Origin of the sequence: Micromonospora sp. WMMD737, assembly GCF_049179055.1 — a bacterium.
Classification (GTDB): Bacteria; Actinomycetota; Actinomycetes; order Mycobacteriales; family Micromonosporaceae; genus Micromonospora; species Micromonospora reichwaldensis.
Genome location: NZ_JBMHMH010000001.1, coordinates 3980091 through 3995924, shown reverse-complemented (window position 1 = coordinate 3995924; position 15834 = coordinate 3980091). Strand labels below are relative to the sequence as shown.

Below are 15834 nucleotides of genomic sequence, written 5' to 3'. Positions count from 1 at the left end.
CCCGTCACATAATGCCCCGTCGCGTTCTCGCGTGCGGGTGGTGCACATCCCGCGGGAACGGCGGCTTCACGCAACCCGCCGTGCGCGGGTCACCCCTGGGGAGAGGTGCACGAATCTGATGTTCGGACAACGAGGACGGCGCTGGGCGCGGATCGCCCTGGCGACCGTCGCCGGCGGCGCGCTGGCACTCGGCGCGTCGGCGCCGGCCGCCGCCGCCGACAAGATCGGCGTCGCCAAGTCGGTCAAGGGCAGCAACGTCACGCTCATGCTCAACGGGCAGCCGAAGAGCACCGGTGCCCTGGCACTCAAGATCGACGGGAAGCTCGTCCCCGCCTTCTGCATCGACTACCACACCAACGTGGCGATCGACGGCAAGTACAAGGAGGGCACCTGGGACGAGTCCCAGGTGAAGGACCTCGGGAAGGTGCAGTGGGTGCTGACCCACGGCTACCCGAACGCCGACGCCGCCAAGCTGCTGGCCGCCGCCGGCGCGACCGTCCCGGCGAAGGCCGACGCCGACAAGCTGCTCTACTTCGGCACCCAGACCGCCATCTGGAACTTCAGCGACGGCGTCAAGCTGGGTGACTGGGTCGACAACCCCAAGCTGCTCGGCAAGAAGCAGTACGACGTGGTCAAGAAGGTCCACGACTACCTGGTCGCCAACGCCACCGACCAGCCCGAGCCGAAGGCCGAGCTGAGCGTCGACCCGGCCAGCGCCAAGGCCACCGTCGGCGAGAAGGCCGGCCCCTTCACCGTCAAGGGCCCGGCGGGCGAGATCACCGTCGCGGTCGACGGCGGCTCGGCGGTCGACGCCGAGGGCAAGCCGGTCACCAAGACCACCAACGGCGGCCAGTTCTGGCTGGCCGCGGACGGCGCCGGCGAGGTGAAGGTGACCGTTTCCGCCCAGGACTCGGTCTCCTTCGGCCGGGTGTTCCTCTTCACCGGCCAGCGCGCCGCGCAGAAGCTGATCCTCGGTGGCAGCACCGGCGCCACCGTGAGCGCCAAGGCCGAGGCCGCGTTCGCCGCCGCCCCGGCCGAGTCGCCGTCGCCGAGCGCGCCGGCGGAGACGCCGTCGCCCAGCGCCCCGGCGGAGTCCCCGTCGCCGAGCGCCCCGGTCGACAGCCCGGCCCCGTCGACCTCGCCCGCGAGTAGCGGCGGTGACCTGCCGCTGACCGGTTCCCCGATCGCCGCCGCGATCGCTGCCGGCGTGGCGCTGCTGGCCGCCGGCGCGGTCGCCGTGCTGCTGTTCCGCCGTCGCAAGCTGCGCTTCACGGCCTGATCGACGCCCGCTCCAACGGCCCCGGCCCCGGTACCGCCCCGCGCGGTGCCGGGGCCGGGGTCGTTCGCCCCCGGGCCGGCCGGTGCACGCCCCCGGGCGTGGGACGGGAGCCCGTCGCGACAGCCGACCTGCAACGGCGCGCGGGTGTGGCCGCACTCTCCGGAGTCGCCCGGTCGACGAGCAGGTACGAGGCGTCGACACCCTCGGCCGGCCAGGTGGCGATGGTGCCCGCACAGCCGAAGTCGGCATCGTCCGGATGGGCAAAAACGGCCAACGCTCGGCCGACCCCGGACAGCGCCGGAGGGGACGCGGGGAAGCTCACAGCCGCAGACCCCACGCCGGTGGGCGGACCCCCTCCGAACCGTGTCTTTCCTGCTCAGAGCGGTACGACCCGCGTACATCATGATCTTTTTTCGGGTATCGGCAACGTGGCGACCAACTAACGGCTTGATAACGGCACCTTCACGGAACGGGCCGGTGGGTGTCACAGTGGCAGCACCTCACCCCTCATGTGAGGCACTCCGTACGGCCTGACGACCATGGGATCCGCCTGTTGACGGTGCTCCGTGGTGGTCTCGTGTGCGCGGTGCCGAGCGCGACGGGCGAGGTGGCCCGGCGGATCGGTACATCATTCTTGTCCCGAATTCACTGCGGTGAAACCGGCTCCCGCACTGCGGGCGCCGGACGTGTCACCCCCCATACGTGCGTGAAACCCACGACGGATCCAGGTTCAGAAAGAGGAGGCCCCTCGGAATGAGAGTCTCGAAGCGGGCAAGTAGCGCGGTCGCGCTGGGCGCGGCGTTCGCGCTCGTCGCGTCCGGCTGCTCGAGCAGCGACAGCGACGGTGGCGACGCCGGCGCCAGCAGCGACGGCGCGATCACCATCGACGGCACTCAGCCGGAGGTCGGCCTGGTCCCGTCGAACACCACCGAGACCGGTGGTGGGGCGATCATCGACTGGATCTGGACCGGTCTGGTCGAGTACCCGAACGACGGCAGCGCGCCGCGCAACGCGGTCGCCGAGTCGATCGAGACGTCGGACTCCAAGGTCTACACGATCAAGATCAAGAAGGACACGAAGTTCCACGACGGCACCGTCGTCAAGGCCAAGAACTTCGTGGACGCCTGGAACTGGGGCGCCTACTCGCCCAACGGCGCGCAGAACGGCAGCTTCTTCGCCGACATCCAGGGCTTCGACCAGGTCCACACCGAGGACCCGGACGGCGCCGAGGGCCCGAAGAAGGCCCCCGAGCCCGCCGCCAAGGAGATGTCCGGCCTGAAGGTCGTCGACGACTGGACCTTCGAGGTCACCCTGGCCGCGCCGACCGCGGTGTTCCCGACCAAGCTCGGCTACAGCACCTTCATGCCGCTGCCGGACGCGTTCTTCACCCAGGGCGCCGAGGCGTTCGGCAAGAAGCCGATCGGCAACGGCCCGATCAAGTTCGTGTCGTGGGAAGACGACGTCCAGATCAAGCTGACGCGCTTCGATGACTACTCCTTGAACGACAAGATGAAGATCAAGGACGTCAACATCAAGCTGTACCAGGACGACACGGCGGCCTACAACGACCTGCTCGCCGGCAACCTGGACTTCCAGCAGCAGGTTCCGGTCTCCGCGATCGCGGGCGACAAGTGGAAGAACGACCTGGGCGAGCGGGCGATCTCCTCCACCACCCCGTCGACCGGCATCATCGCCTTCCCGATCTACGACAAGCGCTTCCAGAACCCGAAGCTGCGTCGCGCGATCTCGCTGTCGATCAACCGCCAGGAGATCAGCGACAAGATCTTCTTCGGTTCGCGCAAGCCGGCCGACAGCTGGGCCAACCCGCTGACCCCGGGCGCCAAGGCCGGCAACTGCACCGCCTGCCAGTTCAACGTCGACGAGGCCAAGAAGCTCCTCGCCGAGGCCGGTGGCTTCACCGGTGAGCTGGTCATGTTCTACAACGCCGACGCCAGCCACAAGGAGTGGATGGAGGCCGTCGCGCAGCAGGTCAAGACGAACCTCGGCATCAACGCTCGCGCCGAGGGCGTGCCGACCTTCGCGGTGTTCCGCCAGAACATCAACGCCGGCAAGATGACCGGCATGTACCGCGCCGGCTGGCAGCAGGACTACCCGGACGTGGAGAACTGGGTCGGCCCGCTCTACGTGACCGGCGGTTCCTCGAACGACGGCAAGTACAGCAACCCGCAGGTCGACGCGCTGGCCAAGGAAGCCGCCTCCGCGCCGAGCCTGGAGGCGTCGCACGCCAAGTACGCCGAGGCTGTCGCCCTCATCGACCAGGACGTCCCCTCGATCCCGGTCTACTTCGGTGGTCAGCAGTCCGGCCACTCGGAGAAGATCAAGAAGATCGAGCTCTCCAACGTCGGTGAACTCGACCTCACCTCGGTCGAGCTCTGATCCGAACGGTCTGACCCCGGGTCGGGCTCACCTACCGGTGAGCCCGACCCGGGCCGTTCCGTGAGGTGGTGTCACCACACCGCCTCGCCACGTCTGTCATCCCCGTGTCGGCCGTCCGACGCGCGCCCCCTGTCTGGAGGACCACCCCATGGGCCGTTATCTGTTGAGACGGCTGCTCCAACTCATCCCGGTCTTCATCGGGACGACGTTCCTGATCTACTGGCTCGTGTGGTCGGTGCCCGGTGACCCCTTCGCGGGCAAGTGTGGCGAGCGTCCCTGCCCCGACAGCTTCGTCAACATGATGACCGAGAAGTTCAAGCTCGACGAGCCGCTCATCGTGCAGTACGGCAACTACATGAAGAACCTCTTCCAGGGCGACTTCGGGCAGACGTTCGGTGGCCGGGAGATCGGTGACATCATCGCCACCGCGTACCCGAACACCCTGAAGCTGGCCCTGGTGGCGCTGGCCATCGAGGCGGTCATCGGCCTCACCGCGGGCGTGCTGACGGGCCTGCGCCGCAACGGCTTCCTGGACAACCTGGTCCTGGTCTCCAGCCTCTTCCTGATCGCGCTGCCGATCTTCGTCATCGGCTTCGTGGCCCAGTGGCTGCTCGGCGTGCAGTGGGGCATCGTGAAGCCGACGGTCTCCAGCGAGATGCGGCTCTCCGAGCTGATCGTGCCCGGCTTCGTGCTCGGTAGCGCCTCGATGGCGTACATCGCCCGGTTGGCCCGCACGAGCATCGCGGAGAACCGGCGGGCCGACTACGTGCGTACGGCGATCGCCAAGGGTCTGCCGATGCGCCGGGTGGTCGGGATCCACCTGCTGCGCAACTCGCTCATCCCGGTGGTGACGCTGCTCGGGACCGACCTCGGCGCCCTGATGGGCGGCGCGATCGTCACCGAGGGCATCTTCCAGATCAACGGGATCGGCCGACAGGTCTACCGCGCGATCATCACCAAGGAGAGCGCTACCGTTGTCTCCATCGTGGTGGTCCTGGTGCTCGTCTACCTGCTGATGAACCTGCTGGTCGACCTGCTCTACGCCGCCCTGGACCCGAGGATCCGCTATGAGTGAGCGCAGCGAACGAATCATCATTGCAGCGTGCGCGGGCACCGGTGTCCGCGCCGAGCGGAGTGGGGTACGGGCATGAGTGACCCGAGTGCCGCCTCGATCGTCAGCACCCCGCCGGCGCACGCCCCCGACGAGATCGGCGCGCCGAGCAACGCGGGCCTGCCGGAGAACGCCCGCAAGGAGAAGCCGCGCGGTCTGCTCGGCGACGCCTGGCGTGACCTGCGCCGCAAGCCGCTGTTCTGGATCTCCGCAGGATTCATCGTCCTCTTCATGCTGATGACCGCCTTCCCGTCGCTGTTCACCTCCGGCGACCCGGAGAACGGCAACCTGCAGAACAGCCTCGTCGGCCCGTCGTCGGACGCCTGGTTCGGCTACGACTTCCAGGGCCGGGACGTCTTCGCCCGGGTGATCTACGGCGCCCGCGCGTCGATCGTGGTCTCCCTGCTCTCCGTGCTCGGCGTGCTGCTCTTCGGCGGCGCGATGGGCATCGTGGCGGGCTACCGGGGTGGCTGGGTGGACGCACTGCTCTCCCGCATCGCCGACGTCTTCTTCGGGCTGCCGTTCGTGCTGGGTGCCATCGTCATCCTGACGACCTTCAACGGGTCGGGCACGAGCAACAGCAAGGCCGAGATCATGGCGCTGGTGAGCATCTCGCTGATCGTGCTGGGTTGGCCGGTCGTGATGCGGCTCATGCGCTCCTCGGTGCTGGCCACCAAGGAGGCGGACTACATCGTCGCCGCCCGCGCGCTGGGCGCCGGCACCGGCCGGATCATCCTCAAGCACCTGCTGCCGAACTGCCTCGCGCCGCTGCTGGTCTACGGGACGATCCTGGTCGGCTCGTACATCGGCGCCGAGGCGACGCTGTCCTTCCTGGGCGTCGGCCTGAAGAGCCCGGTGGTCTCCTGGGGCATCATGATCAACGAGGCGCAGAACCTCCTCCGCGTCGCGCCCTACCTGCTCTTCTTCCCCGCCGCGTTCCTCGTCGCCGCCGTACTGAGCTTCGTGATGCTCGGTGAGGCGGTCCGCGAGGCCCTCGATCCGAAACTCCGCTAGGGGAGATTCAGTTGTCCGACATTCTGGTGTCCGAGCAGTCCGCGGCCGGCGCGTCCGGTCGCCCCTCGGGCAGGTTGCTCGAGGTGGAAGACCTCCGGGTGGAGTTCCGCACCCGGGACGGCGTCGCCAAGGTCATCAACGGGGTCACGTACCACGTCGACGCGGGGGAGACCCTCGCCGTGCTCGGCGAGTCCGGCTCCGGTAAGAGCGTCACCGCGCAGACCATCATGGGCATCCTCGACACGCCGCCCGGTTTCGTCACCGGCGGTCAGGTCCGCTTCCAAGGCAAGGACATGCTCGGCATGTCCTTCGAGGAGCGGCGCCGCATCCGCGGCGAGGGCATCGCGATGATCTTCCAGGACGCGCTCTCCGCGCTGAACCCGGTCTTCACCGTCGGGTTCCAGATCGCCGAGCAGTTCCGGGTGCGGCGCGGGATGAGCCGCTCCGACGCCAAGAAGCGCGCGATCGAGATGCTCGACCAGGTCAAGATCCCGAACGCCAAGGGCCGGTTCAGCAGCTACCCGCACCAGTTCTCGGGCGGCATGCGGCAGCGCGCGATGATCGCGATGTCGCTCGCCCTGGACCCGGAGGTGCTGATCGCGGACGAGCCGACCACCGCGCTCGACGTGACGGTGCAGGCGCAGATCATGGACCTGCTCGCCGAACTCCAGCGCGAGCGGCAGATGGGCATGATCCTGATCACCCACGACCTCGGCGTGGTCGCCGACGTCGCGGACCGGATCGCGGTGATGTACGCGGGCCGGATCGTCGAGGAAGCCAACGTCTACGACCTGTACGCCAAGCCGGCGCACCCGTACACGATCGGCCTGATCAACTCGATCCCGCGGCTCGACGAGAAGGGGCAGGAGCTCCGGACGATCAAGGGTCTCCCGCCGAACCTCATGAACATCCCGCCGGGCTGCCCGTTCAACCCGCGCTGCCCCATGGCGCAGCCGGTCTGCCGGGAGAAGGTCCCGCCGCTGCTGCAGGTCGGCGCCGGCCGGGCCAGCGCCTGCCACTTCGCCGAGGAGCTGGTGAACCGTGACTGAGAACATCCTCGAGGTCCGTGACCTGGTCAAGCACTATCCCGTGACCCGGGGCGTGGTGTTCAAGAAGACCATCGGTCACGTCAAGGCGGTCGACGGGGTCTCCTTCGAGCTCAAGGCCGGCGAGACCCTGGGTGTGGTCGGCGAGTCGGGCTGCGGCAAGTCGACGCTGGCCCGGGTCCTGATGAACCTGGAGAAGCCGACGGGTGGCAGCGTCCACTACAAGGGCCAGGACATCTCGAAGTTCTCCGGCCCGGCGCTGCGCCGGCTGCGCCGGCAGATCCAGCTGGTGATGCAGGACCCGTACACCTCGCTGAACCCGCGCATGACGGTCGGCGACCTGATCGGCGAGCCGTTCGAGATCCACCCGGAGGTGGCGCCGAAGGGCAGCCGCCGGGAGAAGGTCCGGGAACTGCTCGACCTGGTCGGCCTCAACCCGGAGCACATCCACCGGTACCCGCACCAGTTCTCCGGCGGTCAGCGGCAGCGCATCGGCATCGCCCGGGCGCTCGCCCTGCGGCCCGAGATCATCGTCTGCGACGAGCCGGTCAGCGCCCTGGACGTGTCGATCCAGGCCCAGGTGATGAACCTGCTGGAGAAGCTCCAGGGCGAGCTCGGCCTGTCGTACATCTTCATCGCGCACGACCTGTCGGTGGTCCGGCACCTGTCGGACCGGGTCGCGGTGATGTACCTTGGCAAGATCGCCGAGATCGGCACCGAGGACGAGATCTACGAGCGGCCGACCCACCCGTACACCCAGGCGCTGCTCTCGGCCGTGCCGGTGCCGGACCCGACCGTGCGGGACAACAAGGCGATCATCCGCCTGACCGGAGACGTGCCGTCGCCGGTCAGCCCGCCGTCGGGCTGCCGGTTCCGGACCCGGTGCTGGAAGGCGCAGGACGTCTGCGCCGAGCAGGTCCCGCTGCTGGAGATCCGCTCGGGCTCGGACCACCCGAGCGCCTGCCACTTCGCGGAGAAGCGCGAGATCGTGCAGACGCACGAGGCGTGACCCCCACGGAACCGCCTGCCGACGTCATCGCGACGACGGCAGGCGGTTCCGTCGTTTCCGCCCCGCCCCGGCCCCCGCCCGCGCAGAGGGCCGGTGCCGGGCATGGACCGCGCGGGCCGTTGCCGGCGTACGCCTCACAGGGGGCCGCGGCCGGCGCGGAGCAGCAGCAGCGCGAGCTGCGTGCCGTCGGCGCCCAGGGCGGCCCGGAAGCGCTCCAGGATCGCCCGTTCCCGGGACAGCACCAGCCGGGTGCCGCCGGAGGCCATCCGGGTCACCCCGACCTCCTGGGAGAGCCGGGCCCGTTCCTGCCAGAGCTCGATCAGCGCCTGGTCGATCTCGTCGATCCGCTCCCGGATCTCGACGATCCGGGCGGCGGCGGCCGGCTCCGGGGTGCCGGTTCCCGCCGCCGGCTTGGCGTCGTCGGCGCCTCCCGGCGCGTCGACCGAGGGCCCGGAGGCACCGGGGCCGGGCCGGCCCGCCTCGGGTCGCGTCAGGCTGCCGTTGGACTCCACCACGTCTGTCATCATCGGGTACCCCTCGCCGTCAGGTGCCCGGTGCCCGGATCCCGGGACGGAAGAAAGCCCCGGGCTCCAGGAGCCCGGGGCTTTCTCGTAGGTCTGATCGATCAGGCGCGACCTACGGCTGCCGGACTCCCGGTGCCGTAGTAAAAGTAGAAGCGCTGCCCGAACATGTCGTCGAGTATGCCGACCTCGGACCGCCCGGCGCAAGGATTCGGCGCGACCCGTGCCCGGACGGGCGGTCCCGGTGCCGTCGTGACGCCGGGACCGCCCGCGCCTCAGCCGAGGCGGGTGATCCGGTTCGCGGGTCCGGGGGCGACGGGCTCGCCGGCGCCCAGGTAGGCGATGAGCGCGTCGACGTCGAAGCCGGGGGCGGTGGCCCGGTCCGTGCCGGCCCGCAGCTCGGTGAAGCCGTCCCCGCCGTTCGCCAGGAAGTCGTTCGTGGTGACCCGGTAGCTGGCGGCCGGGTCGACCGGGGCGCCGTCGAACGTCAGGGCGCTGACCCGGGAGCCTGCCGGCGCGGTGCTGTCGTACGAGTACGTCAGCCCGGCGGAGACTTGGAGGATGCGCTGGGTGGTCTGCCCGTTGAAGCCGACGAACTGCTGCTCGAGCACGTTGCGCAGCTGCGCGCCGGTGAGCGTCTGGGTGACCACCAGGTTGTTGAACGGCTGGACGGTGAACGCCTCGCCGTAGGTGATCTCGCCAGGGTCCTCGTCGCCGGGGGAGGCCGCGTACGACAGGGACGCCCGGACGCCGCCCGGGTTCATCAGCGCGATCTGTGCCCCGCTGGAGCGGGTGTACGCGAGCTGCGCGTCTGCGATCACGTCACCGAGCGGGCTCTCCCCGTTCGGCCGGACGTCGCGGACGATGTCGGCCGAGATTCGGCCCACCACCCGGTTGGCGATGGGTGCGACGGCCGCCCGGTACTTGTCGGCCAGTGCCTTCGCGCCCGGGTCCACCAGGTCGGGGTTGCGCACGTACGTGCCCGGCGCGCTCTCCCGCCAGGTGCCGTCCGGGTTGCGTACGCCGTTCTCGACCACGACGTTGCGGGCGGAGATACCGGTGAACCGGCCGGTGCGCCGGTCCAGCGAGTAGTCCACGTCCGTGATCAGCTGGCCGTTGTTGCCGGCGCTGGTGACCACGCTGTGGGCACCCGAGGAGTTCGGCAGGGAGCAGGAGTAGAAGCGGTGGGTGTGGCCGGAGACGACCAGCCCGAACTCCGGCCGCAGGCCCTTGACGATGTCCACGATCGGGCCGGAGAAGTTGGCGCAGTCCGAGACGCCCGGGGTGGCCGGCGGCGGCGACTGGGCCCCGCCCTCGTGCACGAGCAGCACCATCGCCTTGACGCCGAAGAGCTTGAGCACGCCGGCCCACTTGTTGGCGGTCTGCACCTCGTCGGTGAACCGCACGGAGGTGATGCCGGCCGGGTTGACGATGCCCGGGGTGCCCTCCAGGGTCACGCCGACGAAGCCGACGGGCACCCCGCCGACGAACTTCACGTCGACCGGGGGCAGGATCGGCAGGCCGGTCTTCCGGCTGACCGTGTTGGCGGCGAGGTAGGTGAACTTCGCGCCAGCGAAGCCGTCCCCGTCCTGGCAACCGTCGACGGGGTGGCAGCCGCCCTTGTTGATCCGGATCAGCTCGTCGACGCCCTCGTCGAACTCGTGGTTGCCGACGGAGCTGACGTCCAGGCCGATCTCGTCCATCAGCTCGATGGTCGGCTCGTCGTGGAAGGCGGCGCTGACGAGCGGGGTGGCGCCGATCAGGTCGCCGGCCCCGACGGTGGTCGTGGCGCGCCCCTCGGCCTTGGCCTCGGCGCGCAGCTTCTTCAGCCAGGTGGCGAGGTACTCCACGCCGCCGGCGGGCGTGCCGTTGACCGCCGCGCCGCTGCCGCCGGGCGGGTCGATGGCGCCGTGGAAGTCGTTGTAGCTCAGGAAGTTGCCCTTGACCTCCCCGCCGCCCGGGGCGGCGTAGGAGACCGAGACGGGGGTCAGGCCGGCCTGCTGGTCGTCGGCGGGAGCCGGCGCGGGCCGGGAAGCGGTGGTCAGCGTGGCGACGACGGCCAACGCGAGGGTGGGCGCGGCGAGGTGGCGCAGCGCCGCCCGACCGCGCGAACGCGGCTGAGTCATGGTCGTTTCTCCCAGTCATGTACGGGGGAGGAGCCGGACTTGCACCGTCATCGTTCTGCACGGGGGACGGCGGCACCAGACACGACAGGGTGACATCTTTGTCTCGACCTGGATGTTAGGAAGGGGCCCCTTCCTAACTCATAGCGTTAGGAAGGGGCCCTTCCTGACATCTCGACGGTGCGCGGCGGGGAAGTGTCCGCCCGGCGGCATAGACTCGCCGTGCGATGCATCCTCTCTTCGACATCCCCGCGTCCCCGCCCGCGCCGGCGCCCGCCCCGACCTCGCCGCACCGGCCCAGGCCGGCGGCCGTCCATCTCGATCCGCAGGCCCTGGTCGAGGGCCTGAACGGGCCGCAGCGCGACGCCGTCACGCACGCCGGCTCGCCGCTGCTGATCGTGGCCGGTGCAGGCTCGGGCAAGACCCGGGTGCTCACCCACCGGATCGCCTACCTGCTGGCCGCCCGGGACGTGCACCCCGGCGAGATCATCGCGATCACCTTCACCAACAAGGCCGCCGGCGAGATGAAGGAGCGGGTGGCCCACCTGGTGGGTCCCCGGGCCCGCCTGATGTGGGTGTCGACGTTCCACTCCGCGTGCGTACGCATCCTGCGCGCCGAGCACGAGCACGCCGGGCTGAAGTCGACCTTCTCGATCTACGACGCGGACGACTCCCGCCGGCTGATGCAGATGGTCGCCAGGGAGCTGGACCTCGACCCGAAGCGCTACCCGGCGCGCGGGCTGGCCGCCCAGGTCTCCAACCTGAAGAACGAGCTGGTCGACCCCGAGGCGTTCGCGGGCCGCGCCAAGGGCCCCAACGAGCGGGCGCTGGCGGAGGCCTACACGCTCTACCAGCGGCGGCTGCGCGAGGCGCACGCGCTGGACTTCGACGACCTGATCATGACGACGGTGCACCTGCTCCAGTCCCACCCGCACGTCGCGGAGAGCTACCGCCGGCGGTTCCGGCACGTGCTGGTCGACGAATACCAGGACACCAACCACGCCCAGTACACGCTGATCAAGGAGCTGGTCTCCGGCACGGAGGGGATCGAGCCGGCGGAGCTCTGCGTGGTCGGTGACGCCGACCAGTCGATCTACGCGTTCCGGGGCGCCACGATCCGCAACATCCTGGAGTTCGAGCGCGACTTCAGCGACGCCCGGACGATCCTGCTGGAGCAGAACTACCGCTCCACCCAGACCATCCTCAACGCCGCCAACGCGGTGATCGACCGGAACACGTCGCGCAAGCCGAAGCGGCTGTGGAGCGAGGCGGGCGCCGGTGAGCCGATCGTCGGCTACGTGGCCGACACCGAGCACGCCGAGGCCGACTGGGTGGCCCGCGAGATCGACCGGCTTGTCGACGCCGGCGAGACCCGCCCCGGCGACGTGGCCGTCTTCTACCGCACCAACGCCCAGTCCCGGGTCTTCGAGGAGGTGTTCATCCGGGTCGGCCTGCCCTACAAGGTGGTCGGCGGGGTGCGCTTCTACGAGCGCAAGGAGGTCCGCGACGCGCTGGCCTACCTGCGCGCGGTGGTCAACGACGACGACACGGTCAGCCTGCGCCGCGTCCTCAACACGCCGCGCCGGGGCATCGGCGACCGGGCCGAGGCGTGCGTGGAGGCGCTGTCCAGCCGGGACCGGATCTCCTTCGGGGCGGCGCTGCGGCGGGCGAAGGACGCCCCGGGCATCTCCAGCCGGGCGGCCAACGGCATCGCCGACTTCGTGGCCCTGCTCGACGGCGCCCGCGAGCTGGCCGAGACGGGCACCCCGGAGGAGGTGCTGGAGGCGCTGCTGACCCGCTCGGGCTACCTCACCGAGCTGGAGGAGAGCCTCGACCCGCAGGACGCGGGGCGCGTCGACAACCTCCAGGAGCTGGTCAGCGTCGCCCGGGAGTACACCGAGCGGATCGAGGCGGTCGGCGAGGAGGGCGAGCGGGCCACCCTCGCCGGCTTCCTGGAGCAGGTCGCGCTGGTCGCCGACGCCGACCAGGTGCCCACGCCACCCGGCTCGTCGCCTGACGGCGCCGAGGCGGACGACGCCGCGCCTCAACAGGGCGTGGTCACCCTGATGACGCTGCACACCGCGAAGGGCCTGGAGTTCCCGGTGGTCTTCCTGACCGGCCTGGAGGACGGCGTCTTCCCGCACCTGCGCTCGCTGGGCGACACCCGGGAGCTGGAGGAGGAGCGCCGGCTGGCGTACGTGGGCATCACCCGGGCCCGCCAGCGCCTCCACCTCTCCCGGGCGGTGACCCGCTCGGCGTGGGGGCAGCCGGCCTACAACCCGCCGTCGCGGTTCCTGGAGGAGCTGCCGCCGGAGCTGGTCCGCTGGGAGCGCACCGAGGGGTCGTACACCTCGTGGGCCGGCGGGGGCGGCGGCGTGGGTGGCCGCGCGGACCGGATGTCCGGCGGGCGTGGGGGCTTCAACGGCGGCACCCCCAAGGCGGCGCAGTTGGCGAAGCGGCTGGGCGTCGACGCCAGTCGCCTGACCACGGCGAGCGAGCTGCCGCAGGGGCCGAAGGTGTCCGCGGGCGACCGGGTCAACCACCAGCGCTACGGCCTGGGCCGGGTGCTCGCCGTCGAGGGGCACGGCCCGGGAGCGCGGGCGCAGATCGACTTCGGCGACCAGACGATGTGGCTGGTGCTCCGGCACGCCCCGATCGACAAGCTCTGAGCGACGGCGCGGCCCGGCCCGGCAGCACGCCGGACCGGGCCGTGCCGGTCGGTGCGGGTCAGCAGGCCACGTCGATGCCCCGGGCGCGCAGGAACGGCGCGGGGTCGATCTGGTTCCACATCTGACCCTGGTGCACCTCGAAGTGCAGGTGCGGGCCGGTGGAGTCGCCGGTGGACCCCTCCAGGCCGATGGTCTGCCCGGCGGCGACCTTGTCGCCCACGCCCACCTTGGTGGTGCTCAGGTGGGCGTAGTGGGTCAGGTAGCCGTTGCCGTGGTCGACGAAGACGGAGATGCCGTACCCGTCGCCGACGTCGCCGGCCTTGGTGACGGTGCCGCCGAAGGCCGCGCGGACCGGGGTGCCGGCGGGCAGCGCGAAGTCGATGCCGGCGTGCTGGGTGCCCCAGCGCGGGCCGTAGCAGGAGGTGATCGCCGCGCCCTTCATCGGGATGACCCAACTGGGCTTCGGCTTGCTGGTCTTCTTCGGCTTCGGCTTGACGGTGGTCGCCTTCGGGCTGGGCTTCGCCGACGGGCTGGCCTTCGTCGGGCTGGGCGTCGGGCGCGCCGAGGGGGTGGCCGGGGCGGTCGTCTCGCGGTCGGAGCGGTCGGCGCGGTCGGCGGCCTCCGCGCGGGCCTGCGTGTCCACGGCGGCGGCCGGGACGGAGGGCTCGTCGTTCCCGGTGGCCGCGAAGGCGGCGCCGCCGAGGCCGAGGCCGGTCAGGGCCGCCGCGGCGATGATCAGGCGCGTACGGCCGCCGATCCGCCTCCGGGGCCGGACGGGGGCGTCGGGGGTGTTCTCGTTCCGAATGTCTTCCTGCACGGCGGACCTTCACTGATCGAGGGGGCACTTGACCTCGAAATACTGGTGTCGACACGCGGCGTGACGGGTAGTGGGACAGGGTGCGGGCGGACCGGTGACGGACGCATCCGCCCGGTACGTCCCCTTTCGGGGTTGTTCGACCGTAAAAGTGATCATGTGTGGCGATGGCGCCGGTCACAGTCTTCGGCGTGACCCGGCTCACTTTCGACTCCGGTGGCACACGAAAAACCGCCCGGATCGGCAGATCCGGGCGGTAGACGGGCGATGCGCAGCGTCAGGACGCGGCTACCTCGCTGTAGTACACCTCGACTTGTAGCTTGATGTCCACTCCGCGCTCCTTGAGCCACGGCACCGGGTCGAGCGGCTCGCCCTTGACATGCACCTCCAGGTGCAGGTGGGAGCCGTAGGAGTGACCGGTGTTGCCCACGAGGCCGAGCTGGTCGCCCGCCTTCACCCGCTGGCCCTCCTTGACGCTCAGCGCCGAGGAGTGCCCGTAGATCGCCTCGCTGCCGTCGGCGTGCTTGACGATCACGGTGTGGCCGTAGCCGCCGAACCAGCCGGCCTTGGTGACGGTGCCCTCGTGGATGGCGACGTAGGGGGTGCCCTCGGGGGCGACCAGGTCCACGCCGGTGTGCAGCTTGCCCCAGCGCATGCCGTAGGGCGAGTTGAACTCGTAGCCCTGGAGGGGGAGCAGCCAGACCTCGGGCTCGGCGGACTCGGCGCCTCCGGCGCGGTCGCTGTCGCGGCTGGCGCGGTCGGCGTTGTCGCCACGGGCCGCGGCGTCCTGGTTGACGGCCGAGGCGGCCTTGAGCTCGTCGAGGACCGACGGGTTGACGCTCTTGGCGTCCGGCAGGGCGCCGGCGCCGATCGCGACGATGCCGGCGCCGACGAACGCGGTGGTGACCACCGCTGCGTAGCGGCTACGCGGGGGGGTGGGTACGCGGCGGCGACCGCGATATCGATCGGGCTCAGACGACAGGCGCTGGCGCACGCACACCCTCCGTTGTCGGGGATCCGAAGCGGCTTCCCCGACGCCCGTGAAGCTCGGGTGAACGCCGGCTGGCCGCGTCGTCACCCGTCCGTGGACCTGATGACAACCGTGGACACGTTAGCCAACCACCAGTCCCGTCACAAGCCGAAGCGCCGAATTGCTACCGCGTTCTGTCCCTTTCCGTCCGTGATTGTCATGGGTCGTACCCCTCGAACGGTGCCCCCTTAACTGCCCGTTCGTCGCGCAGGGTGACCGAACGGCGGAGTCGTCCGGCTTGACGCCGGGGGTCGGCGCGGTCCGCCGTACCGGCACCCACGGGAGTCCGGCCAGGTTCGCGCGCGTGAGGTTCGCCGCCCGGATTTCCCGGGCAGGGTCGGGCGGGTTACCGTTCGTTCAGTGAAGCCGCGGAGCCGGTGAAAGGGATGCGCTGATGAGCTCTCGTGTACGGGTCGTCGTCGCCAAGCCGGGCCTGGACGGCCACGACCGTGGCGCAAAGGTCGTCGCGCGTGCCCTGCGGGATGCCGGCATGGAGGTCATCTACACCGGCCTGCACCAGACTCCGGAACAGATCGTGGAGACCGCGATCCAGGAGGACGCCGACGCGGTCGGGCTCTCCGTGCTGTCCGGGGCGCACATGACGCTGTTCCGGCGGGTGATGGAGCTGCTCGGTGAGCGCGACGCCCGCGACATCGTCGTGTTCGGCGGCGGCATCATCCCCGACGCCGACATCCCGGAGCTCCAGCGGCTCGGGGTCGCCAAGATCTTCACGCCGGGCGCGACGACCCAGTCGATCGTCGAGTGGGTCCGGCAGAACGTCGCCCAGCCGGTCGCCTGACGGCGGTCGCGGGCCCGGGGCC

At 70.4% G+C, this 15834-nt stretch carries 13 protein-coding genes; 8 read left to right on the top strand and 5 right to left on the bottom strand.

All coding sequences use genetic code 11. The features are described 5' to 3' along the window. Positions 1–118: 118 nt before the first annotated feature. Positions 119–1279, top strand: coding sequence for a Cys-Gln thioester bond-forming surface protein (locus ACN27A_RS17290; protein ID WP_421454662.1), 1161 nt, complete (start codon positions 119–121; stop codon positions 1277–1279). On the opposite strand, the gene ACN27A_RS17285 is transcribed toward ACN27A_RS17290, so the two are convergent. Further along, entirely contained in the window at positions 1269–1601 is a 333-nt protein-coding gene (locus ACN27A_RS17285; RefSeq protein WP_421454659.1) for a PIG-L deacetylase family protein, read from the bottom strand. The genes ACN27A_RS17290 and ACN27A_RS17285 overlap by 11 nt on opposite strands. A gap of 431 nt (positions 1602–2032) precedes the next feature. On the opposite strand from ACN27A_RS17285, the gene ACN27A_RS17280 reads away from it, so the two are divergent. The 5 genes from ACN27A_RS17280 (at position 2033) to ACN27A_RS17260 (ending at position 7856) form a co-directional block, all read left to right on the top strand. Continuing rightward, positions 2033–3676: a peptide ABC transporter substrate-binding protein gene (locus tag ACN27A_RS17280; RefSeq protein WP_421454656.1), complete on the top strand. Its 1644-nt coding sequence runs from the start codon at positions 2033–2035 to the stop codon at positions 3674–3676. A 148-nt stretch (positions 3677–3824) separates the two neighbouring features. Then, positions 3825–4751, top strand: a complete 927-nt coding sequence (locus ACN27A_RS17275) for an ABC transporter permease (protein ID WP_132230980.1) — start codon at positions 3825–3827, stop codon at positions 4749–4751. A 72-nt stretch (positions 4752–4823) separates the two neighbouring features. Then, positions 4824–5801, top strand: a complete 978-nt coding sequence (locus ACN27A_RS17270; RefSeq protein ID WP_311410753.1) for an ABC transporter permease — start codon at positions 4824–4826, stop codon at positions 5799–5801. Positions 5802–5827: 26 nt separating this feature from the next. Continuing rightward, entirely contained in the window at positions 5828–6850 is a 1023-nt protein-coding gene (locus tag ACN27A_RS17265; protein ID WP_132231341.1) for an ABC transporter ATP-binding protein, read from the top strand. Continuing rightward, entirely contained in the window at positions 6843–7856 is a 1014-nt protein-coding gene (locus tag ACN27A_RS17260; RefSeq protein ID WP_132230982.1) for an ABC transporter ATP-binding protein, read from the top strand. The genes ACN27A_RS17265 and ACN27A_RS17260 overlap by 8 nt, the downstream gene beginning before the upstream one ends. 134 nt (positions 7857–7990) lie before the next feature. Here ACN27A_RS17260 and ACN27A_RS17255 read toward each other — a convergent pair whose 3' ends face one another. Together ACN27A_RS17255 and ACN27A_RS17250 are read right to left on the bottom strand one after the other, a co-directional pair. Next, positions 7991–8383, bottom strand: a complete 393-nt coding sequence (locus tag ACN27A_RS17255) for a chorismate mutase (RefSeq protein WP_421454651.1) — start codon at positions 8381–8383, stop codon at positions 7991–7993. 269 nt (positions 8384–8652) lie between these two features. Beyond that, positions 8653–10503 carry a bifunctional metallophosphatase/5'-nucleotidase gene (locus ACN27A_RS17250; protein ID WP_421454648.1) on the bottom strand — a complete coding sequence of 617 codons (1851 nt, stop codon included), beginning with the start codon at positions 10501–10503 and terminating at the stop codon, positions 8653–8655. A 224-nt stretch (positions 10504–10727) separates the two neighbouring features. Here ACN27A_RS17250 and pcrA point away from each other — a divergent pair, with 224 nt between their 5' ends. Next, positions 10728–13169 carry a DNA helicase PcrA gene (gene pcrA / locus ACN27A_RS17245; protein ID WP_421454645.1) on the top strand — a complete coding sequence of 814 codons (2442 nt, stop codon included), beginning with the start codon at positions 10728–10730 and terminating at the stop codon, positions 13167–13169. 58 nt (positions 13170–13227) lie between these two features. Here the strand turns inward: pcrA and ACN27A_RS17240 are convergent, their stop codons facing one another. Then, on the bottom strand, positions 13228–13986 hold the full coding sequence (locus ACN27A_RS17240; protein ID WP_421454643.1) for a M23 family metallopeptidase: 759 nt from the start codon (positions 13984–13986) through the stop codon (positions 13228–13230). Positions 13987–14260: 274 nt separating this feature from the next. Beyond that, positions 14261–14977 (bottom strand): M23 family metallopeptidase, encoded by a 717-nt coding sequence (locus ACN27A_RS17235; protein WP_421454640.1) that lies wholly within the window; start codon positions 14975–14977, stop codon positions 14261–14263. Between the two features lie 430 nt (positions 14978–15407). On the opposite strand from ACN27A_RS17235, the gene ACN27A_RS17230 reads away from it, so the two are divergent. Then, entirely contained in the window at positions 15408–15812 is a 405-nt protein-coding gene (locus tag ACN27A_RS17230; RefSeq protein WP_421454637.1) for a cobalamin B12-binding domain-containing protein, read from the top strand. Positions 15813–15834 lie beyond the last annotated feature (22 nt).

What these genes read in the sequence shown, in the direction of transcription:
- ACN27A_RS17290 (WP_421454662.1), top strand. Translation starts at nt 119, where the DNA reads ATGTTCGGACAACGAGGACGGCGCTGGGCGCGGATCGCCCTGGCGACC.
- ACN27A_RS17280 (WP_421454656.1), top strand. Translation starts at nt 2,033, where the DNA reads ATGAGAGTCTCGAAGCGGGCAAGTAGCGCGGTCGCGCTGGGCGCGGCG.
- ACN27A_RS17275 (WP_132230980.1), top strand. Translation starts at nt 3,825, where the DNA reads ATGGGCCGTTATCTGTTGAGACGGCTGCTCCAACTCATCCCGGTCTTC.
- ACN27A_RS17270 (WP_311410753.1), top strand. Translation starts at nt 4,824, where the DNA reads ATGAGTGACCCGAGTGCCGCCTCGATCGTCAGCACCCCGCCGGCGCAC.
- ACN27A_RS17255 (WP_421454651.1), bottom strand. Translation starts at nt 8,383, where the DNA reads ATGATGACAGACGTGGTGGAGTCCAACGGCAGCCTGACGCGACCCGAG.
- ACN27A_RS17250 (WP_421454648.1), bottom strand. Translation starts at nt 10,503, where the DNA reads ATGACTCAGCCGCGTTCGCGCGGTCGGGCGGCGCTGCGCCACCTCGCC.
- pcrA (WP_421454645.1), top strand. Translation starts at nt 10,728, where the DNA reads ATGCATCCTCTCTTCGACATCCCCGCGTCCCCGCCCGCGCCGGCGCCC.
- ACN27A_RS17230 (WP_421454637.1), top strand. Translation starts at nt 15,408, where the DNA reads ATGAGCTCTCGTGTACGGGTCGTCGTCGCCAAGCCGGGCCTGGACGGC.